The sequence below is a fragment of the Nocardia sp. NPDC019323 genome (assembly GCF_044389845.1).
Classification (GTDB): domain Bacteria; phylum Actinomycetota; class Actinomycetes; order Mycobacteriales; family Mycobacteriaceae; genus Nocardia; species Nocardia implantans.
Genome location: NZ_JBIRYN010000002.1, coordinates 435,624 through 455,355, shown reverse-complemented (window position 1 = coordinate 455,355; position 19,732 = coordinate 435,624). Strand labels below are relative to the sequence as shown.

General features: G+C 67.0%; 18 protein-coding genes. 9 read left to right on the top strand and 9 right to left on the bottom strand.

Annotation, left to right across the window (positions count from 1 at the left end):
- Nucleotides 1-295: 295 nt before the first annotated feature.
- The 5 genes from sigM to ACH49X_RS09455 all read left to right on the top strand — a co-directional run bounded on the left by sigM (nucleotide 296) and on the right by ACH49X_RS09455 (nucleotide 4,630).
- A complete protein-coding gene (sigM, locus tag ACH49X_RS09475) occupies nucleotides 296-877 on the top strand; it encodes an RNA polymerase sigma factor SigM (protein WP_195079869.1) in 582 nt (193 codons plus the stop codon).
- A gap of 102 nt (nucleotides 878-979) precedes the next feature.
- A complete protein-coding gene (locus ACH49X_RS09470; RefSeq protein ID WP_357207532.1) occupies nucleotides 980-1,780 on the top strand; it encodes a hypothetical protein in 801 nt (266 codons plus the stop codon).
- A 109-nt stretch (nucleotides 1,781-1,889) separates the two neighbouring features.
- Nucleotides 1,890-2,900 carry a thioredoxin-disulfide reductase gene (gene trxB / locus ACH49X_RS09465; RefSeq protein ID WP_067810229.1) on the top strand — a complete coding sequence of 337 codons (1,011 nt, stop codon included), beginning with the start codon at nucleotides 1,890-1,892 and terminating at the stop codon, nucleotides 2,898-2,900.
- 56 nt (nucleotides 2,901-2,956) lie between these two features.
- Nucleotides 2,957-3,289, top strand: a complete 333-nt coding sequence (trxA, locus tag ACH49X_RS09460; RefSeq protein ID WP_067810231.1) for a thioredoxin — start codon at nucleotides 2,957-2,959, stop codon at nucleotides 3,287-3,289.
- Nucleotides 3,290-3,436: 147 nt separating this feature from the next.
- Nucleotides 3,437-4,630 (top strand): N-acetylmuramoyl-L-alanine amidase, encoded by a 1,194-nt coding sequence (locus ACH49X_RS09455; protein WP_195079570.1) that lies wholly within the window; start codon nucleotides 3,437-3,439, stop codon nucleotides 4,628-4,630.
- Nucleotides 4,631-4,700: 70 nt separating this feature from the next.
- On the opposite strand, the gene ACH49X_RS09450 is transcribed toward ACH49X_RS09455, so the two are convergent.
- From ACH49X_RS09450 to rpmH, 9 genes are all read right to left on the bottom strand, one after another.
- Nucleotides 4,701-5,429 carry a GNAT family N-acetyltransferase gene (locus ACH49X_RS09450; RefSeq protein ID WP_195079870.1) on the bottom strand — a complete coding sequence of 243 codons (729 nt, stop codon included), beginning with the start codon at nucleotides 5,427-5,429 and terminating at the stop codon, nucleotides 4,701-4,703.
- A 257-nt stretch (nucleotides 5,430-5,686) separates the two neighbouring features.
- The gene (locus tag ACH49X_RS09445; protein WP_195079571.1) at nucleotides 5,687-6,694 is read right to left on the bottom strand and encodes a ParB/RepB/Spo0J family partition protein; all 1,008 of its coding nucleotides are present in this window, start codon (nucleotides 6,692-6,694) and stop codon (nucleotides 5,687-5,689) included.
- Nucleotides 6,695-6,764: 70 nt separating this feature from the next.
- Nucleotides 6,765-7,718: a ParA family protein gene (locus tag ACH49X_RS09440; RefSeq protein ID WP_397069391.1), complete on the bottom strand. Its 954-nt coding sequence runs from the start codon at nucleotides 7,716-7,718 to the stop codon at nucleotides 6,765-6,767.
- A 1,139-nt stretch (nucleotides 7,719-8,857) separates the two neighbouring features.
- A complete protein-coding gene (rsmG, locus tag ACH49X_RS09435) occupies nucleotides 8,858-9,649 on the bottom strand; it encodes a 16S rRNA (guanine(527)-N(7))-methyltransferase RsmG (protein WP_195079573.1) in 792 nt (263 codons plus the stop codon).
- Between the two features lie 143 nt (nucleotides 9,650-9,792).
- On the bottom strand, nucleotides 9,793-10,344 hold the full coding sequence (locus tag ACH49X_RS09430) for a protein jag (RefSeq protein WP_323124346.1): 552 nt from the start codon (nucleotides 10,342-10,344) through the stop codon (nucleotides 9,793-9,795).
- A gap of 114 nt (nucleotides 10,345-10,458) precedes the next feature.
- Nucleotides 10,459-11,541: a membrane protein insertase YidC gene (yidC, locus tag ACH49X_RS09425; protein WP_357106872.1), complete on the bottom strand. Its 1,083-nt coding sequence runs from the start codon at nucleotides 11,539-11,541 to the stop codon at nucleotides 10,459-10,461.
- Between the two features lie 4 nt (nucleotides 11,542-11,545).
- The gene (gene yidD, locus ACH49X_RS09420; protein WP_195079575.1) at nucleotides 11,546-11,944 is read right to left on the bottom strand and encodes a membrane protein insertion efficiency factor YidD; all 399 of its coding nucleotides are present in this window, start codon (nucleotides 11,942-11,944) and stop codon (nucleotides 11,546-11,548) included.
- A complete protein-coding gene (gene rnpA, locus ACH49X_RS09415; protein WP_195079576.1) occupies nucleotides 11,941-12,372 on the bottom strand; it encodes a ribonuclease P protein component in 432 nt (143 codons plus the stop codon). Before rnpA ends, yidD begins: the two co-directional genes overlap by 4 nt.
- 21 nt (nucleotides 12,373-12,393) lie before the next feature.
- Nucleotides 12,394-12,537 carry a 50S ribosomal protein L34 gene (rpmH, locus tag ACH49X_RS09410; protein WP_006550910.1) on the bottom strand — a complete coding sequence of 48 codons (144 nt, stop codon included), beginning with the start codon at nucleotides 12,535-12,537 and terminating at the stop codon, nucleotides 12,394-12,396.
- Nucleotides 12,538-13,042: 505 nt separating this feature from the next.
- Here rpmH and dnaA point away from each other — a divergent pair.
- From dnaA to ACH49X_RS09390, 4 genes are all read left to right on the top strand, one after another.
- The gene (gene dnaA, locus ACH49X_RS09405; protein ID WP_397069386.1) at nucleotides 13,043-15,118 is read left to right on the top strand and encodes a chromosomal replication initiator protein DnaA; all 2,076 of its coding nucleotides are present in this window, start codon (nucleotides 13,043-13,045) and stop codon (nucleotides 15,116-15,118) included.
- Between the two features lie 885 nt (nucleotides 15,119-16,003).
- The gene (gene dnaN, locus ACH49X_RS09400; protein ID WP_195079578.1) at nucleotides 16,004-17,179 is read left to right on the top strand and encodes a DNA polymerase III subunit beta; all 1,176 of its coding nucleotides are present in this window, start codon (nucleotides 16,004-16,006) and stop codon (nucleotides 17,177-17,179) included.
- A gap of 243 nt (nucleotides 17,180-17,422) precedes the next feature.
- Nucleotides 17,423-18,703, top strand: coding sequence for a DNA replication/repair protein RecF (gene recF, locus ACH49X_RS09395; RefSeq protein WP_357106881.1), 1,281 nt, complete (start codon nucleotides 17,423-17,425; stop codon nucleotides 18,701-18,703).
- Nucleotides 18,704-19,054: 351 nt separating this feature from the next.
- Nucleotides 19,055-19,615, top strand: coding sequence for a DUF721 family protein (locus ACH49X_RS09390; protein ID WP_195079580.1), 561 nt, complete (start codon nucleotides 19,055-19,057; stop codon nucleotides 19,613-19,615).
- Nucleotides 19,616-19,732 lie beyond the last annotated feature (117 nt).

Here is a 19,732-nt window from a genome sequence, read left to right as displayed (position 1 = left end):
CCGGTCCGGGCCGCGCCTTCGGCGGTGCGAGCCCCCTCGTAACGCGGTATCGAGCGCCGCGCAATCCTCCGTATCCGGCCCGATCACTTGGTTGCTGCCAAAACGTTACGGGCGATATGATCTTCGAGCGCTCTCAGCAGGGGAGCTTCCCAGGTTCTGGCGTTTTCGTTCCTGGATGCTGCGAAGTCTCGGTGATGGTCGACCATGCCCGTTGCCGCCGTGAGGGCTGTCCAAGGGGTTGGCATTGTCGTCGGAAGTGAACGAGGAGCTCGGCAGGGGGGCGTCGCAGCCGGTGATGTTTCGCGAGCGTTCCCCCGAACTCGGTGAACGCACCGACGTGGAGTTGTTGCGAGCGCATGTCGCCGGTGAACGGTACGCGTTCGCGGAGTTGCTGCGCAGACACAACGATCACCTGTGGCAGACCGCGCTGCGCACCTCCTACACCCGGGAGGACGCGGCCGATTCACTCCAGGACGCGCTCTTGTCGGCACATCGCACCGCGGGCTCGTTCCGGGCGGAAGCGGAAGTGCGCAGCTGGTTGCACGCGATCGTGGTGAACGCGTGCCTGGACCGGATCCGGCGCAACAAGACCAGGCGCGCGTTGTCGCTGTCGCCGGAATCGTTGCCGGAGCCGAAGGACACCCGCGACGAGATGGCCGAGGCGGAGATGTCGTTGGTCATCGACCGGGCATTGTTCTCCTTGCCGCCGGATCAGCGGACCGCGCTGGTGGCGGTGGATGTGGAGGGGTATAGCGTGGCCGAGGCGGCGGCGTTGCTCGGCGTGCCCGAGGGGACGATCAAAAGCCGGTGCGCTCGCGCACGGCAGCGGTTGAAAGAGCGATTGGATTTTCTGCGTGATCCGGGGAACCGGGGGTAGTTGGGATGCGTCATTAACAGTGACGAACCACTGAACGAATCAGAGACAGGCCCCGTCGGCGAAGGGGTCCCCGCGATGTCCGATGCGAACAACGGAGGTGCGATGGCTACCGAGTCCGTGCCGGAGCCTCCGTTCACGCCCGAATTCCTGGCCGACCTGCATGCCGGCAACGTGACGCCGCAGCAGCGCGAGCGGTTGTGGCCGAGCGTCTCGCGCGACCAGGAGGCGGTGCGGTATCTGCACGCGCTGGACGAGGTGAGCGCCGAACTGCGTGCCCTGGGCCGGGACGAGCGCATCGTCCATGCCATGCCGGACGACGTGGCGGCCCGCCTCGCTCGGTTCGTCGACGAGCTGGAGCCGCCCGATGGCGCCACGGTTCATGGGCTTGCGTCCCGACGGGTGATCGAAACCACCGGCGAGGCAGACGTTTCCGAATCGACTCCGGTGGCTTCGGACGAGCGTCGCCGCGGCAGGTTGCGCTGGTTCGCCGCGGCGGCCGCGGCGATCGTCGCGGTCGTCGGCGCGGGCGTCTGGGTTTCGACAACCCGCAGCGGTGACGCCCCCGCGCCCACCGCCCAGCCGACCACCGGCAACGACGACTGGGGCGAGGATCTCACCGCCACCGTGGCCCTGGGCGCACTGGGCAGGCACAACGTCACCGGAGCGCTGGCCGGCTCGGACGCTTTGGAGCGTTGCGTACGGGCGAACGGTCTCGACCGCACGATCCTGGGCTCGACCGACATCCGCTTCCAGGGCGGCAACGCGGTGCTCATCCTGCTCACCGGCCCCCAGCAGCCCGAGATCACCGCGGTGGGGCGGCCGCCCAAGATCACCGCGCTGGTCGTCGGAACCGGTTGCGGCACCGGTGATCCACAACGGAAGGCGCTGCAGGACATCGGCTGACCTTGCGATCTGGACCACGTGGGCGGTGTGACGCCGCCGACGCGGGAACAACAGCCATTACCCTGTTGTTGACCGACACGTCCGAATCGAATCTCCCCGGAAGGGCCCCATGAGCGAGCGTAGCGAGCAAAAAAGCGACACCGGCGCGCCAGTTCGCGATCTGATCATCATCGGCTCCGGCCCCGCCGGCTACACGGCCGCCGTCTACGCTGGCCGCGCCGAGCTCCAGCCGCTGCAGTTCGAGGGGACCCAGTTCGGCGGTGCGCTGATGACCACCACCGAGGTCGAGAACTTCCCCGGTTTCCGCGGCGGCATCATGGGCCCCGATCTCATGGAGGAGATGCGCGAGCAGGCCAAGCGGTTCGGCGCGGACATCCGCACCGAGGACGTGGAGGCCGTCGACCTGAGCGGACCGATCAAGAAGGTCGTCGTCGGCGGGGAGACCTTCCAGGCCTACGCCGTCATCCTCGCCATGGGCTCGGCCGCGCGCTACCTGAACGTTCCCGGCGAGCAGCGGTTGCTCGGCCGCGGTGTCAGCGCCTGCGCCACCTGCGACGGCTTCTTCTTCAAGGGCCAGGACATCGTGGTGGTCGGCGGCGGCGACTCCGCGATGGAAGAGGCGACCTTCCTGACCAAGTTCGCCTCCAGCGTGACCATCGTGCACCGACGCGAGGAGTTCCGCGCCTCCCGCATCATGCTGGAACGCGCGAAGGCGAACGAGAAGATCAAGTTCGTGCTCAACGCCGAAGTGGCCGAGGTGCACGGTGAGAACAGCGTCACCCACCTGACCCTGCGTGACACCCGCACCGGCGAGACCTCCGAGCTGCCCGCCACCGGCCTGTTCGTCGCGATCGGCCACGACCCGCGCAGCGAACTCGTCAAAGGCCAGGTCGCCTTGGACAGCGAGGGATACGTGCTGGTGAAGGACCCGACAACCGCGACCGACATCCCCGGTGTCTTCGCCGCGGGCGACTTGGTCGATCACACCTACCGGCAGGCGATCACCGCCGCGGGCACGGGCTGCCGCGCGGCCATCGACGCCGAGCGCTGGTTGGCCGAGCAGGGCGACATCACGTCCAACACCCTCGCCCACGCGGGTGAGTCGGTGGCCGCCAACTGAGCTCGCGCCGGACGAGCCACACACTTTCGTCTCGCTGTATCGCAAGGAGAACAACCATGTCCGAGTCCGCCAACACGGTCACCGTCACCGACGCGTCCTTCGCCGACGACGTGCTGCTGAGTGAGAAGCCCGTCCTCGTCGATTTCTGGGCCGACTGGTGCGGCCCGTGCAAGATGGTCGCGCCCGTCTTGGAAGAGATCGCGGGCACGCACGCGGACAAGCTGACCGTCGCGAAGCTGGACGTGGACGCCAACCCCAGCACCGCCCGCGATTATCAGATCCTCTCGCTGCCCACTATGATGCTGTTCCGCGGCGGTAAGCCGGTCAAGCAGATCGTCGGAGCGAAGGGCAAGGCGGCTCTTCTGCGCGAACTCGAAGACGTCATCTGAGGGCGCGCCGTAGGATGCCTGGACCCGGGGATTGTCGAAACCCGGTCCGGGTCTGAGACAATCGACCGACGTTCCGGTCGTGCGAAGGTGTAGCCCATCGCATGAGTGGGTAACCCGCGGGTTGACGGAAGGAAAGGGCTCTCACGCATGCACCGACTTCGTCACGGCGATTCCGGTCCAGCCGTAGCAGAGGTTCGGAGCACCCTGGCAAGCCTCGGGTTCCTACACGCGCACATCGCGGCCGACAACGCGGACGCACGCGAGTATTGGAAGGACACCGAGGTCTCCTTCGACCATCACCTCGACTCCGCGGTTCGCGCGTTCCAGCAGCATCGCGGTCTGCTCGTCGACGGCGTGGTCGGCCCGGCGACCTACCGGGCACTGAAGGAAGCGTCGTATCGGCTCGGCGCGCGCACGCTGATCTATCAGCTTTCCGCGCCGCTGTACGGCGACGACGTGGCCACGCTCCAGCGCAGGCTGCAGGACCTCGGCTTCTACGTGCACCGCGTCGACGGCTATTTCGGTCCGCACACCCATGACGCGCTGACCGCCTTCCAGCGGGAGATCGGACTGTCGGCCGACGGCATCTGCGGCCCCGACACGCTGCGCTCGCTGGATCTGCTCGGCGCCAGGGTCACCGGAGGCAATCCCCACCGGATCGCCGAGGAAGAAGTCGTGCACCGGGCCGGGCCGCAGCTGACCGGCAAGCGGATCGTCATCGATCCCGGTCTCGGCGGCCCGGACAAGGGTTGCGCCGTGCCCACCGAGTACGGCGACGTCTACGAGTCGGAAATCCTGTGGGACCTCGCCAGCCGTCTGGAGGGCCGGATGGCGGCCACGGGCATGGAGACTTTCCTGTCGCGGCCGTGGGGCGCCAACCCCACCGACGCCGAACGTGCGGAAACGTCCAACGCCTTCGATGCCGATCTGATGATCTCGCTGCGCTGCGCGGTCAACCCGAGCCCGCTGGCCAACGGCGTAGCCGGGTTCTACTTCGGCAACTCGCACGGCTCGGTGTCCATGATCGGACAGGTGCTGGCCGGGTTCATCCAGCGCGAGGTCGTCGCCCGAACCTCCTTGCAGGACTGCAGGACCCACGCGCGGACCTGGGACCTGTTGCGGCTCACCAAGATGCCCACCGTGCAGGTCGACATCGGTTATCTGACAAACGAATACGATGCCTCGGTACTCACCAATCCGCGCATGCGCGACGTGATCGCCGAAGCCATCCTGATCTCGGTGAAGCGGCTGTATCTGCTCGGACAGGACGATCAGCCCACCGGCACATACACTTTCGCGGAACTGCTGGCCGAGGAGCTGGCCGCAGCCGACCGCATGTAGCCCATCGGTCTTTCGTAAACCCAAGCGCCCCCTGCCCTTTCGATCGGTAGGGGGCGCTTCGGCATTCAACTCAACGAGCTCCGATCCGGGTGGGGGCGGTCATCGACGCCGCCGCGAGCAGCTGATCGAGGGCCCGTTCGACGTCTTCCTTCCAGCCGTGATCGGAGGCGAGCTCCAACCGCAAGCGCGGGAAGCGGTGATGCGGGGCCACGACCTCGAAGCCGACATCCTCCAGGAAATCGGCGTCGATCATGCAGCTCTCGGGGGAGCATTCGGTGCTCGCGCCGGCCGGGCCCGCGTTCTTGATCGGCGCGACGATCCGCTCGAGCAGCGTCATCGAGCCGGACCGGTCCGACAGCGCCTGCGTCGTCGGGTCGGTGCGGATACCGAACGCCTCCAAGGCGCGCACGCCGCGGCGCACCAGATCGGCCACCACGGCCTGCACCAGGCGGTGGGAGATATCGGCATCCTGATAGGGGAATTCGGCCCGCAGCGTGGTCAGCAGGACCGCGTCCGGGCTCACGGGGGAGGTGGGGAACAGCGTCGCGCGCGGCACGGCACTCGGCGGCGCGTAGAAGGCGCAGCCCGCGACGTTGCCGTCCACGTGCGCCACCTGCCCGCACGAACCCCACTCCAGCATGACCGTGGACAGCCAGGCTTCCTTCTCGAACATCGGATCGCTGAAGTTGCGCGAGTCCTCGGCCACCGCGGGGTCCATCTCCCAGAAGACACAGCGCCGCGCATGCGCGGGAAGCTTCTCCAGTCCGCCGAGGGTTAGTGCTGTGACGCTGGTCGACACCGCTCTGCTCAGCCTCCAGCTGTCCGATTCATCCACGCTCACGTCGCATCAATGTTTGCTCGCCAGCAAGAATAAGCGATCAACGGGAACCTGCCTCATTCCATGTCGCTGTGCTGTTGGTCGGAAGAACTTGTGTTGCTCCGCCGGGAGCGATCTACGCTCCACGGCCGCGCGGAACCGTGCCGTCACAGTGACGTTTCGGCCGGGAACCCGCACCTATCGAAACCACAAGTTGAATTTGGTCACTTCTGTCACACTCAGGGTGCGTTCCGCTCCATCAGGGCGACGATCCGTTCGAGGTCTTCGACCGACCCGAACTCGACGACGATCTTGCCTTTGCGCTTGCCCATGCTCACCAGGACCCGGGTGTCGAAGGAGCCGGACAGTCGATCGGCTACGGCTTGTAGGCCTGGCATCTCGATCGGCTTGCGCCGGGCGACGGGAGAGGGCGCGGCCGCGTCCTGCTCTCGGTTCGCCAACATGACGGCTTCCTCGGTAGCCCGGACCGAGAGTCCCTCGGCGACGATTCGGGCGGCGAGCACCTCTTGAGCGTCCGCACCCGCTTCGAGACCGAGCAGTGCCCGCGCGTGCCCGGCGGACAGTACGCCCGCCGCGACCCGGCGCTGCACCGGGATCGGCAACTTCAGTAGACGGATCATATTCGTCACGACCGGGCGAGAGCGGCCGATTCGAGCAGCCAATTCCTCGTGGGTGACGTCGAATTCTTCCAGCAGCTGCTGGTAGGCCGCCGCCTCTTCGAGCGGGTTCAGCTGCACCCGGTGGATGTTCTCCAGCAGAGCGTCGCGCAGCATGGACTCGTCCGCGGTCTCCCGGACAATCGCGGGAATCGCGGTCAGGCCCGCCTCCTGACAGGCCCGCCAACGCCGCTCGCCCATGACCAGCTGATAGCGGTCCACGCCGGGTTCGGTCCGGCGCACCACGATCGGCTGCATCAAACCGAACTCGCGGATCGAATGCACCAGCTCGGCCAGTGCGTCTTCTTCGAAGACCGTGCGCGGCTGCTTCGGGTTCGGCTCGATCTGGTCCGGCGGGATCTCCCGATAGACCGCGCCGCCGGCTTCCAGATCGGCGTTGTCGGCCGGATCGGGTACCCGATGCAAGTAGGTGGAGGGAGGCTGCGGCCCGACGGGGTCCAGACCGATGACACTCGCCGCAGCGCTGCTGAGGCCCGGTGCTGCCGTCGGTGTCGTCGGGATCAGCGCGGCGAGACCGCGCCCGAGCCCACCCTTCTTCGCCTGACTCATCGGTCTACCGACCCCTTCCTCGTTCCGCCACCAAACCCGATCGTGCCGAGCTCCGGCCCGGCCTGCCGAGTCACTCCGCCGACTTCGCGGCGACGCGCGGGGCCACCGCGCGGGCCGCCATCTCGCGTCCGGCGTCCAGGTAGCTCATCGCGCCCCGGGAGCCTGGATCATAATCGAGCACCGTCATGCCGTAACCGGGTGCCTCCGACACCTTTACGCTGCGCGGAATCACCGACCGCAGCACGACGTCACCGAAGTGCCCACGGACCTCCTCGGCGACCTGGTCGGCCAGTTTGGTGCGGCCGTCGTACATCGTGAGGATCACCGTCGAGACGTGCAATTCCGGGTTCAGGTGCGCCTGCACCAATCCGATATTGCGAAGCAGCTGACCGACACCTTCCAGCGCGTAGTACTCGCACTGGATCGGAATCAGCACCTCTTTCGCCGCGACGAGCGCGTTGACCGTCAGCAGGCCCAAGGAAGGCGGGCAGTCGATCATCACATAGTCGATGTCGTATCCGGCGATATTCGCCTCTTGGATCGCGGCTTTCAGGCGTCCCTCCCTGGCCACCATCGAGACGAGTTCGATCTCGGCGCCCGCCAGGTCGATGGTCGCGGGGATGCACAGGAGTCGCTCACTGTGCGGGCTCGTCTGGATGGCATCCCGGACCGAGACCTCGCCGATGAGCAGTTCGTAGCTGGAGGGGACACCCGAATGGTGCTCGATGCCCAGGGCGGTACTGGCGTTGCCCTGCGGATCGAGGTCGATCACGAGCACCGTCATCCCTTGATGCGCCAGAGCCGCCGCAAGATTCACGGCGGTGGTCGTCTTCCCGACGCCGCCTTTCTGGTTGGCGATCGTGATGATCCGTTGCTCATGAGGTTTCGGCACAGTCGCCTTTCCTGGATGGAGGATCTGACTCGCACGTTGGGCTTCGGCGGCTATCGGGGTCTCGCTCGGAGAGATGTGTCCGAACGGTGTACTTCCGAAGGCCTCCGTGTCGAAATTGCTGGAGTCCAGCATCCCCGGCACACGCGACGCTGTTTCCCGTGAAACATTCGCCGGACCGCTCGACATAGACAGCTCCTAACCCGAGAAACTTCAGAACACGCGCGCGACGGAACGGGTCGGCGTCGTATCTGCAACAGCCTTTGTCGGTTCGAACACGATGCACAACCGGCTTCGCGGCGCCCGATCGACCGAGCGGAGCTGCTCGCCGCTGGACAACCAGATCCCTCGTGGCACCTACGCTCACGCCCGACGCCCACTAGCTTGCCAGCACCGAGCGGTTTAAGAAAGCTGAATCGCGGCGAGGCGCAAAGCGACACGCAAAACCGCATGAATTCGCGCCGACACGCGGGGTGTTTCACATGAAACATTGCCCCGGGGCTTTGCGCGAGACGGTCGCCGTCGTGCGAACTGACGTCCGCCCGGAGCGTTTCGGGCAAGGGGATCGAACGGCAACTACGAGTGGCCATCCGCGACCAGCCGAGCCGAACTGTGCGCCGAGGCCGTGGAGACGCTGTCCATCTCCACACGAGATCCGATGGACTCGCACCGATTCACGTGAAACCTACTCAGCGGCGACTTCCGGTGCGCTCAGAACTTTCCCGCTTCTCCCGCACGCGCAGGCGGCTCTCCGGGCTTGATTCACGTGAAACGCCCCGGGGGGGGTGACTACTCAGTCGGTCAGAAACTCGCGCTGTTCCTTAGTACAGCGTCGGCCCGCAGGGTCTGGATTCACGTGAAACATCCCCGGGCCGACGGCTACTCAGGTCGGTTAGCAACTCGCGCCGTTCCCGTGAGCAGAGACCGCTCGGCGGCCGGGCTTTGATTCACGTGAAACCTTCAGCGACGCATGAGCACCTCTCGATAGCTGATGCTCAACAGATCCCGCGTCGGGATGCCCCGCGCCGCTTTGATTCACGTGAAACATCGGCAGGTTGCGTGTGTGGGCGAGCTACAAGACGGGGGCGTAGTTGTATCCGTATCCCACGCCCGAACGGCAGACGCCTTCGCACTATGCCCCGAGTGCACGCGTACACCCAGGCGAACCGCCACGAGGAATCTCGCGCGCATTGCGCCCAACCGAACCGTTCCGTCAGGGTGACGAAACGTGCCCGGGTCCAGGGTCTAATGCACCGCCGCCGCGAACGGTGCTTCTACTTGGCCTTGCGTGCCGCACGCTTACGCGCACGCTCTGTCGTCGCGGTGCGAGCCGTCTTCCCGTCACGTTCGACCGCTCGTTCGGCACGACGCCGGGTGGCTCGCTCGGCGCGGGGGAGACGCTCCGCACTGATCACCATCGTGGGGGTCGTCACCAGACCGACGCCGCATTCGAGCACGACCGCGTTTCCTGCTCCGGCCTTCGCCAGCGCATCGCCATCACGTTCGAGTTCCTCGGCCGCGCTCGCACCCTTGAGGGCGAGCATGTGCCCGTGGTCGCGGAGGAGAGGGAGGGACCACTGGGCAAGTTTCGCGAGCGGGGCGACCGCGCGCGACGTGACGACATCCGCGCCACCGGCTTCCTTCATCACGCCGGACTGCTCCGCGCGTCCTCGCACCACGGTCACGTCCAGCCCCACCGATTCGATGAACTCACTCAGGAAGACGGTTCGGCGCAGCAGCGGTTCGACCAAGGTGATCCGGAGGTCCGGCCGCGCGATCGCGAGCGGGATACCGGGCAGGCCCGCACCGCTACCGATATCGACCACGGACGCGCCCTCGGCGATCAACTCGCCGAGCACCGCGCAGTTGAGGATGTGGCGATCCCAGAGGCGAGGCACCTCGCGCGGGCCGATCAACCCGCGCTCCACGCCCGCGGTGGCGAGCGCCGTGCGATATCGACGCGCGAGATCGAGTCGGTCGCCGAAGACGGTGGCCGCCGACGCGGGTGGCTCCAGCTCCGCGGGTTCCGCGGTGGTTCCACCGAGATCTCGTTCCACGTGAAACATCCTTCCGAACTCGGGTCGGTCTACGAGCGAGCTATCGGGCTCCGGACACGAACAAGGCCCCCGGTCCGAAGACCAGAGGCCCTATCCAACCACTACCCCTCCAGGCTGCGAAACATGCCGCCCGCTCCGGGGATGCCCGCGTCTCAGCCGGGAACGACCACCACGTGCCGGTTCGGTTCGACGCCCTCGCTCTCGCTGCTGACGCCCGCCACAGCCGCCACCGCGTCGTGCACGATCTTGCGCTCGAACGGAGTCATCGGCGCCAGCGACTCCGGTTCCCCGGATTCCAGCACGCGCTGCGCCGCGGCCGCGCCGAGTTCGCTCAACTCCGAGCGCCGCTTGGCCCGCCACCCCGCCACGTCCAGCATCAGCCGGCTGCGCACTCCGGTCGCCTGCTGGACAGCGAGACGAGTCAGCTCCTGCAGCGCGTCGAGCACCTCGCCGTTGCGTCCCACGAGCTTCGTCAGATCACGGCCGCCGTCGATGCTCACGACGGCGCGATCGCCTTCCACGTCGAGATCGATATCGCCGTCGAAGTCCAATACGTCGAGCAACTGCTCGAGATAGTCGCCCGCGATCTCACCTTCCTCGATGAGCGCTTCCTCGGCATCACTCACGACATCGCCGGTGTCCGCTCCGGCGTTCGCCGTCGTCGTCGCCACGGTGGCGTCCCCTCCGTCGGTCTCAACAGTCATTTGATTTCCTTCATCTGCTCATCGCGCGCGCCGGGCAATCGCCGCCGGGCGGTATTCGCGATCAAGGGGTAGCTCAGCGATCGAGGTGGGCGGCTCGGCCCACCGATAATGCGATCAGCGCTTGCGCTTCTGGTTCGCCCGGCCCCGGTTGCCCGGCCGCTTCTGCCCGGCCGGACGCCGCGGGCCGGCCGACTGCTTCGCCGGCTTCGCGGTGCCGTTCGTCGAGGCGACAGCACCGTCCTCGTCCGATGCGGTGTCGGCAGCGGCGGCGGGGGCCTGCTTCTTCTTCACGTTGACCGGTTTGGCGCCGGGCTTGGGCGCGTTCTGCGCGCGCTGCTCCAGCTTGGCCTGCTTCTTGGCTTCCTCTTCCTTCGCCATGCGACCGAACACGAGGTGCTGCTGCCCGTAGGTCCAGATGTTGTTGGACACCCAGTACAGCAGGATGGCGATCGGCAGGAAGGGACCACCCACGAGCACACCGAGGGGGAACACCCACAGCGCGAGCTTGTTCATCATCGCGGCCTGCGGGTTGGCCGCGGCTTCCGGCGTCTGCCGCGCGACCGACGCACGCGCGTTGAAGTGGGTCGCCACACCGGCGATGACCATCAAGGGGATCGCGACGAGCGCGATGCTCAGCTTGCTCGGCACGCCGCCGTAGTCGGCGAAGGCCTGCAGCTGGGGGGTGGGGATGGTGATCCAGGCCGAGATCGGCGCACCGAAGATGCGGGCGGCCAGGAAGGACTGGACGTCGGTCGCGCTGAAGACGTAGTTCGCGGTGTTCGCGTTCTGCTCCGGCGTCATGCCCAGCTGACCGATGCCGTGCCCGGTGCGGTTGAACGAGCGCAGCACATGGAAGAGCCCGAGGAACACCGGCACCTGAGCGAGGATCGGCAGGCAGCCCATCAGCGGGTTGAAGCCGTTCTCCTTCTGGAGCTTCTGCATCTCGAGCGCCATCTTCTGGCGGTCGTTCTTGTACTTCTTCTGCAGCTCCTTGATCTGCGGCTGCAGTTCCTGCATCTGCTTGGTGGTGCGCACCTGTTTGACGAACGGCTTGTAGAGCACCAGGCGCAAGGTGAACACCAGGAACACCACGGCCAGCGCCCAGGTGAGACCGTTGTCCGCGCCGAACGCGAACCCGAAGACCCGATGCCAGAACCAGAGGATCCAGGACACCGGGTAATAGATGAAGTCGAGCACGGCTCTATGCACTCCCGTCGTTCGTGTCGCCGATCACCGCGTGCGGCGATCCTTTACAAGCTTTCGGCTCCGACCGCGGTCCGGCGGGCAGGCTCGTCTCCTGCGACGTCGCGTCGGTCGCTGCCCCGTCCGCCGGCTCGGCGCCATGCGTGCTCCGCTTCCGCTCCGGGACGGGATCCCACCCACCAGGGTGCCAGGGTGCGCATTTGGCCAAGCGCACGACCGTCAATACGAGCCCCATCAACAGGCCCCGAGTGCGCAGTGCGGTCACCGCGTACTCGCTACAGGTCGGGGTGAATCGGCACACCGGCATGCGGGTGGGGGAGACGTAGGTCCGATAAAGCTCGATCGAAAAGATCAGCACGTTCGCAGGCAGTCCGGCGATTTTCGCCCAGAGGCTCATGCCGGGCCGCCCGTCGACATACCCGCCTTGGCGCCGACGCCGAGCTTGCGCAGTGCGGTGCGCAACTGGCGCAGCAGGTCCTCCGACGACGCGGTCGCGGCGCCGGGAAGCGCGCGGATGACGACATCGGTCTCGGCGGGCACTTCGTCGACCACCTGGGCGCACATATGACGCAGGCGGCGGGCGACGCGATGTCGAATCACCGCGTTGCCCACCGCCTTGCTGACGATCAACCCGAAGCGCGGTCCGCCTACGCGGACCAGCACATCGCCCGGGATCTGATCGTGTCGTCCATTCGCGCCCACGACTCCGTCATACCCGTGTGCGAGCGCATGCACGACCAGATCACGCCTCCCGATTCGCTGGCCGCGGCGCACCGTCCGGGAGAAGTCGGCACGATGATGCAACCGATACGGCTCAGGCAACACCCGAGCGTCCGAGAGCGAGGATCAGGCAGTGAGGGAAGCGCGGCCCTTACGGCGACGCGCCGAGACGATGGCGCGGCCCGCACGGGTGCGCATCCGGAGGCGGAAGCCGTGAACCCGCGCCCGACGACGGTTGTTCGGCTGGAACGTCCGCTTGCCCTTGGCCACGGTCAACACTCCTCGAGTAGGCGGGCACCGAGTAGTGCCCGAAGTTGTCGGTGATACGTGTATTGCGCGAATGAATCGCAGGTCTGGTCATCATCGGCGCGCGTCGGTCCTGGCGCACAGTCGGTCGATCACGACCTAAACGCGGTCAGCACAAGACCGCCACCGCACCAAGGGGTGACTGTACGAGGGTACTGATCGGCTCGGGACGGGTCAAACTCGGCCCACCTCTTCGCTCGCCTCCGGTGACCAGGCCGAATCGGGCTCGCCGGACTCGGCGTTCCGGTGACGATCGTGAGTTCGTCCACACCCCTAGCCATCGCCCGCCCCACGCCACTAAGGTACTTAGCCAGGCGATTGCTGCAGAACCGCAGGTCGTGGCGTTGCCCTTCCCGCGCGTGTGCGCGTTCCACAGCTCCCCAGGGTTCTCCACATCTGTGGATAATTGTGTGGAAAGACCCCTGGAGTGGCATATTCGTAGGGCCGACGGTGCCACGCCGCTGTCCAGATGGGGGACCCGGGCAGCGTCCGAACCGGTTACGGACGTACGCAGGATCACGGGACCGACCCCGAGCATCACACTCCCCGCGTGCCCCGGCCGTCTGCTCCTATCGACCTACTCCGGGGAGGAAACTGCATGGACGACGAGCAGAACGTGCTGGCCACGGTGTGGCCCGAGGTGGTCACCGAGCTGACCACCGGGTCGCCCGACGGCGCCATTCCTCCGGTGACCCGAGCACAGCAGGCCTGGCTCAAGCTGGTCAAGCCGCTGACGGTCGCACAGGGATTCGCGCTGCTTTCCGTGCCGTCGTCGCTGGCACAGGAGGCCATCGAACGCGATCTGCGCGAGCCCATCCTCCGCTCTCTCGGCCGCCGGCTCGGCCCTCAGGTGGAAGGACTCGGCGTGCGTATCGCCGCCCCGACCACACCGACCGTCGACCGGCAGAGCAACACGCCGCGGCACGCACGGATGACGAGCAGGCCGGAGCGCACTCGGGAGGGACGGGCTCCGGCCGCCTACCCGGGTTCGGAGTTCCCCGGACGCGATGCCTACCCGGGGCCGCGTTATGCACAGCCCACCGACTTCCCCGCGGCGTCCGGGTACAACGACGGCTCCGACTACCCCGGCGCCGAGTACGGGCAGGACTTCGCCGCGCCGGAGGAGTACCGCCAGCCGGAGTACGCGCACGCCGACTATCCGCCGCGCGGCGAGTACGCCACGACGGCCGAACTGCCCATGATGTCCGGGCAAGACGCCGCGCCGCGCCGCGAACCCGGGCTTCCGCCGCGACGGGAGCCTGCCATCCCGCCGGGGCAGGAGTCACTGTTCACGCCCGAGCCGTCGCCGGCCGGTGTGCGCGGCCCACTGCGCGCGCCGATGCGCGAGACCGCCGACGACGACACGGGCCTCGCGCACGAGCCGGTGCGGGAGCCGGTGCGGGAGCCGGTGGGCGACCCGCGCGGCGAGCAGGACGACGAGCCCGTGGTGAACGTCCGTAACTCTTGGCCCACCTACTTCGCCAAGTCGCAGGAATCGCCCGCTCCGTCGACGTCCTCGGCCAGTCTCAATGCGAAGTACACCTTCGAGACCTTCGTCATCGGCGCGTCCAACCGCTTCGCGCACGCCGCGGCGGTCGCCATCGCCGAAGCCCCGGCCCGCGCCTACAACCCCCTTTTCGTCTGGGGCGCTTCGGGATTGGGCAAGACCCATCTGCTGCACGCGGCGGGCCATTACGCACAGCGGCTCTTCCCCGGCATGCGGGTGAAGTATGTCTCGACCGAAGAGTTCACCAACGACTTCATCAACAGCCTGCGCGACGACCGCAAGGTCGCGTTCAAGCGCCGCTACCGCGAAACCGACATCCTGCTGGTCGACGACATCCAGTTCATCGAGGGCAAGGAAGGCATCCAAGAGGAGTTCTTCCACACCTTCAACACACTGCACAACGCGAACAAGCAGATCGTCGTCTCCTCGGATCGCCCGCCCAAGCAGCTGGCCACGCTCGAAGAGCGGTTGCGGACGCGATTCGAATGGGGGCTGATCACCGACGTCCAGCCGCCCGAGCTGGAGACACGCATCGCCATCCTGCGCAAGAAGGCGCGGATGGACCGGCTCGATGTGCCGCACGACGTGCTCGAGCTGATCGCCAGCCGGGTGGAGCGCAACATCCGCGAGCTGGAGGGCGCGCTCATCCGGGTGACCGCCTTCGCCTCGTTGAACGGCCAGCCGCTGGATCTCCCGCTGGCGGAAGTGGTGCTGCGCGATCTGATGCCGGACACCGCCGCCCTGGAGATCAACGCGGCCACGATCATGGCCGTCACGGCGGAGTACTTCAACACCACGCTCGAAGAACTCACCGGTCCCGGCAAAGCGCGGCCGCTGGCCCAAGCCAGGCAGATCGCCATGTACCTCTGCCGCGAGCTGACCGACCTGTCCCTGCCGAAGATCGGCCAGGCGTTCGGCCGCGACCACACCACGGTGATGTACGCGGAGAAGAAGGTGCGCAAGGAGATGACCGAGCGCCGCCGCGTCTACGACCAGGTGCAGGAACTCACAGCCCGGATCAAGCAGCGCTCCCGCTGAGCCTCATCCACACCTGAGCACCGCCCCTGACCTGGGGCGGTGCTTTTTTGTGGGTTGTGGATTCCTCGAGGAATCCTTGTGGAGTCCTCGAGGAATCCACCGGTTTGTCCACCGATTCGTGCACAGGTCGGGGCGACCGCCCCCGCGGGTTGCCTCACAGGGCGAATTCAACAGTTTCCCCAGGCAGACTTGCGCACATCCGCTGACCAGGGAGTGTCCGGATCTGGCCCTGTGGAATCCTCGAGGAGTCCGTGTGGAGTCCTCGAGGATTCCTCGAGCTGTCCACGAATCCGTGCACATGTGTGCACAACCGGGTGAATTCGGTGGAACAACTCGAGGAGCGCTCGAGGATGAATCCGGGACAACCTCGCAACCTCCACAGACGCCCGGTGTTCATCCTCGAGACACTCAGCGGTCATCCCCACGGCACCACGCCCCCTGAACAGCGGTTTCGGCCGCAGTCCACAGAATCCACAGCGCCTACTACTACTTCAGTTCTTCTCATTAGAGATCTCTCTTCAAAACAGGGTGTGTGGAAAGTCGGCCGAGCGACGCACGTCGCGGTGCGCTCCCGGTTTCCGGCAAGGACGACGGGACAGACCCGGACCCGGATCGCGGTTCTCGTGTCCGATCGCCATGGGGCTTCACGCGCTTCGCTGCGCGCCCTCCTCGATCCGCCCTCGCCTGCCCCACTCGCCTTCGCTCACGCTCGGCCATCCGCGGCACCGGAGGGTCGGGCTAGGTGCACGTCCCTCGCGCGGGTACGGTTTGATGTCGGTCGCCTGTGCCAGACTTCGAGGGCGGCCGATTCGGCAGGACCCTTTCGAGCACCGACACTGACGAGCCGACAACAGATCACGGAACCGGGAGAGGACAGATCGGGCCATGGAGCTTGCAAGCATGAAGTTTCGGGTCGCCCGCGAGGATTTCGCCGAGTCCGTCGCCTGGGTGGCGCGCAGTCTTCCGTCCCGGCCGCCGGTTCCGGTACTCGGCGGCGTGCTGCTGGTCGCCGACGAGGACGGCCTGACCGTCTCCGGTTTCGACTACGAGGTCTCCGCCCAGGTGCGCGTCGCGGCCGAGGTCGCAGGCCCCGGCCAGGTGCTGGTCTCCGGACGCCTGCTCGCCGACATCACCAAGGCGCTGTCCAACAAGCCCGTCGACGTCTCCGTCGACGGCACCCGCGTGCTGATCACCTGCGGCAGCGCGAAGTTCTCCCTGCCGACCATGCCGGTGGAGGATTATCCCCAGCTGCCCGAAGTTCCCGAGCAGACCGGTGCGCTGAGTGTGGATGTTTTCGCGGAGGCGGTCGGCCAGGTCGCCGTCGCCGCTGGCCGCGACGACACCCTGCCCATGCTGACCGGTATCCGGGTCGAGATCGAAGGGGCGCAGGTCGTGCTCGCGGCCACCGACCGGTTCCGCCTCGCCGTCCGGCACATCGAATGGCAGCCGGCGCGGGCCGATATCGAGACCTCGGTGCTCATTCCGGCCAGAACGCTCTCGGAGGCCGCCAAGACGCTCGGCCCCTCCGACGCGCCCGTCCAGCTGTCCCTCGGCACCGGCACGGGGTCGGACGGCCTGCTCGGCATCGTGAACGCGGGCCGCAGGACCACCACCCGCCTGCTGGACGCGGAATTCCCCAAGTTCCGTCAGTTGCTCCCCAAGGAGCACACCTCGATCGCCACCCTGGCCGTCGCCGCGCTCACCGAGGCCATCAAGCGCGTCGCGCTGGTCGCCGAACGTGGCGCGCAGGTGCGGCTGGAGTTCTCCGCCGACGGCCTGCTGCTGTCCGCGGGCGGCGACGACGCGGGCCGGGCCGAGGAGTGGCTGGAGGCGGATTTCCGCGGCGAATCCCTGACCATCGCGTTCAATCCGGGTTATCTCATCGACGGTCTGTCCGCGCTGCACGCCGACCGGGTCACCTTCGGCTTCACCACGCCGAGCAGGCCCGCCGTGCTGCTGCCCGCCTCGGAGGAAGAGCCGGAAGTGCTCGACTCCGGATCGTTCGCGGCGCTGTCGAGCCCGTACATCTATCTGCTGATGCCGGTCCGGCTCCCGGGCTGATCGCCTGTGCACGACCTGGTTTCCGGCGGATCCGCTCCGCGTGATCCAGCGCGAACGAGCGGTGACGACGCTGGAAACCGCGCAGCGACGTCGGAGGAATCGACCTCCGCACCGTTGAGGACGCACTTTATCCACAGGTGTTCCACAGGGCCGTGGCTCGCCGCGCGGTCTGCGCAAGCTGCGGAAGCAATGCGTCGAACTGCGGGAATGTTCGCTTCGACGCAGGCAGGAGCGCGATAGCGGATGTTCGTCCGAGCGCTGTCGCTGCGTGATTTCCGCTCGTGGGAGCATGCGGAGCTGGAATTATCCCCAGGTCGAACCGTTTTCTTGGGATCGAACGGCAACGGCAAGACGAACCTGCTGGAAGCGATCGGCTACCTGGCCACGCTCGGGTCGCATCGGGTGGCTTCGGAAGCGCCGTTGATCCGCACCGGGACCGAGCGAGCCCGGATCGGCGCCACGGTGGTCAATACCGGCCGCGAACTGCGCATCGATGTCGAGCTCAATCAGGGCAGTGCGAACCGCGCGCAGATCAACCGCTCACCGGTCCGCCGGCCCCGGGAGATTTTGGGGATCCTGCAGACGGTCCTGTTCGCTCCGGAGGATCTCGCGCTGGTTCGCGGCGATCCCGGCGAGCGCCGTCGATTCATGGACGAGTTGTGCACAACTCGGCTCCCCAGACTGGCCGCGGTTCGCGGCGACTACGACCGGGTGCTGCGCCAGCGCTCGGCGCTGTTGAAAACCGCGGGGCGGCAAGCCAGGTCGAAGGCCGATCTGAGCACTCTGGACGTGTGGGACGGGCACCTCGCCGCGCACGCGTCCGTCCTGCTCGCCCAAAGGCTGCGGTTGGTGCACGATCTCGCGCCCTATCTCGCCCAGTCCTATGCGTCGATCGCCCCCGAATCGCGGCCCGCCTCGATCGCCTATCGCAGCGCAGCGCTGCCTCAGGAGTTCTTGGATCCGGCCAGGCCGCCGCGCCCGGAGGACACCGAGGAGCTCGAAGCGATCCTGCTGCGCGAACTCGCCGCCGCGCGACCGAGGGAACTCGAGCGCGGTGTCTGCCTGATCGGTCCGCACCGCGACGAACTGGATCTGATCCTGGGCGATTCGCCCGCGAAAGGTTTCGCCAGTCACGGGGAGTCCTGGTCGTTCGCCCTGGCTCTGCGCTTGGGGGCGTTCGAACTGCTGCGCGCCACCGGCGCCGAACCGGTACTGCTGCTCGACGACGTGTTCGCCGAGCTCGATCGCCGTCGCCGCGCCGCGCTGGCGGCCGTAGCTGCGGGCGCGGAACAAGTGCTGATCACGGCGGCCGTGCCGGAGGACGTGCCCGCCGAACTCGCCGCCGTGCCGCTGCGCGTCGAGACGGCGGGCGGCCCCGACGGCCGTGTGTCGCGGATCCTCGCCGCGGACCGGCCGGGCGACAGCGATTTCGACGGCGAGCGGCGGCACGAGCATGCCACGCCTTCGGCAACCGAGGGCGAAGGCGATCCGGTCACCGGTTCGACCGAGTCGCAGGCGCCGTAGCCATCCACAGGCGAAGTGCGCAGATCGCCATCCACCGCCCAGGTCCACTACAGTGACCTGTCGTCGATAACGCCGATCGAGTTCTCAACAGCTGAGACCGATTCCCCAACACCTGTGGAAAACTCGTCCGATCATGACTGCCCCACTCTCTCCGAACCCGCGTCAGCAACAGCTGAGCAAGTTGAAGAACTTTGCCGCAAAACCGCCGTTTTGGGCGTGGAACAGGCTATTCGCCCGGGTGTCCTCGGTAGGAATCGGACCGGATCCGGGGGACTGGCAATCTCGAGCAACGGTTGGGGACAACTTGATCGAAGCTGGGGACAAATCATCGGACACGGAGGCAGGAGGACGATGAGCGATCAGTCCGGGGAGCCCGGATCCGCGGGATCGGAACCCGAATTGCGCGGAATCGACCTCGCGCGGCGTGCCCTGGAGGAAGCGCGCGCGGCGGCACGGGCGAGCGGAAAATCCGTCGGCCAGGGGCGCTCATCGCCGCAGCGCAGGCTGCGGACGGGCGCCCGCAGGCGCACCGGATGGTCGGGCGCGGGTCCGGACGACCGCGATCCACAGCTTTTGTCCAAGCTGGCCGGCTCCATCGCGAGAAGTCGCGGCTGGTCGGGGAAGGTCGCCGAAGGCATGGTCTTCGGTCGCTGGTCGGGAGTGGTCGGGGAGGACATCGCCGCGCACGCCACGCCGGTCACCCTGAAAGACGGCGTGTTGAGCATCTCGGCCGAATCGACCGCATGGGCGACTCAGCTGCGCATGCTGCAGAGCCAGATCCTCGCGAAGATCAATGCGGCGGTGGGCCAGGGCGTGGTGACCTCGCTGAAGATCTCCGGTCCCGCCGCGCCGAGCTGGCGCAAAGGCGAGCGTCACATCAAAGGTCGCGGACCGCGCGACACCTACGGCTGATCACGGTGGCAAGTACCTGATACTGGGTGTTACGTTTATCTGGAAGCGGCGTTTCACGTGGAACGCCCCGGTTCGACGTCCCCGGAAAAGCCTCGGCGTCGGATCGAAAGCGTCCGC

Coding starts and splice junctions, on each gene's coding strand:
- sigM (WP_195079869.1), top strand. CDS start 296: ATGTTTCGCGAGCGTTCCCCCGAACTCGGTGAACGCACCGACGTGGAG.
- ACH49X_RS09470 (WP_357207532.1), top strand. CDS start 980: ATGGCTACCGAGTCCGTGCCGGAGCCTCCGTTCACGCCCGAATTCCTG.
- trxB (WP_067810229.1), top strand. CDS start 1,890: ATGAGCGAGCGTAGCGAGCAAAAAAGCGACACCGGCGCGCCAGTTCGC.
- trxA (WP_067810231.1), top strand. CDS start 2,957: ATGTCCGAGTCCGCCAACACGGTCACCGTCACCGACGCGTCCTTCGCC.
- ACH49X_RS09455 (WP_195079570.1), top strand. CDS start 3,437: ATGCACCGACTTCGTCACGGCGATTCCGGTCCAGCCGTAGCAGAGGTT.
- ACH49X_RS09445 (WP_195079571.1), bottom strand. CDS start 6,694: ATGAGTCAGGCGAAGAAGGGTGGGCTCGGGCGCGGTCTCGCCGCGCTG.
- ACH49X_RS09440 (WP_397069391.1), bottom strand. CDS start 7,718: ATGCTGGACTCCAGCAATTTCGACACGGAGGCCTTCGGAAGTACACCG.
- rsmG (WP_195079573.1), bottom strand. CDS start 9,649: ATGTTTCACGTGGAACGAGATCTCGGTGGAACCACCGCGGAACCCGCG.
- ACH49X_RS09430 (WP_323124346.1), bottom strand. CDS start 10,344: ATGACTGTTGAGACCGACGGAGGGGACGCCACCGTGGCGACGACGACG.
- yidD (WP_195079575.1), bottom strand. CDS start 11,944: ATGAGCCTCTGGGCGAAAATCGCCGGACTGCCTGCGAACGTGCTGATC.
- dnaA (WP_397069386.1), top strand. CDS start 13,043: ATGGGGGACCCGGGCAGCGTCCGAACCGGTTACGGACGTACGCAGGAT.
- dnaN (WP_195079578.1), top strand. CDS start 16,004: ATGGAGCTTGCAAGCATGAAGTTTCGGGTCGCCCGCGAGGATTTCGCC.
- recF (WP_357106881.1), top strand. CDS start 17,423: ATGTTCGTCCGAGCGCTGTCGCTGCGTGATTTCCGCTCGTGGGAGCAT.
- ACH49X_RS09390 (WP_195079580.1), top strand. CDS start 19,055: ATGAGCGATCAGTCCGGGGAGCCCGGATCCGCGGGATCGGAACCCGAA.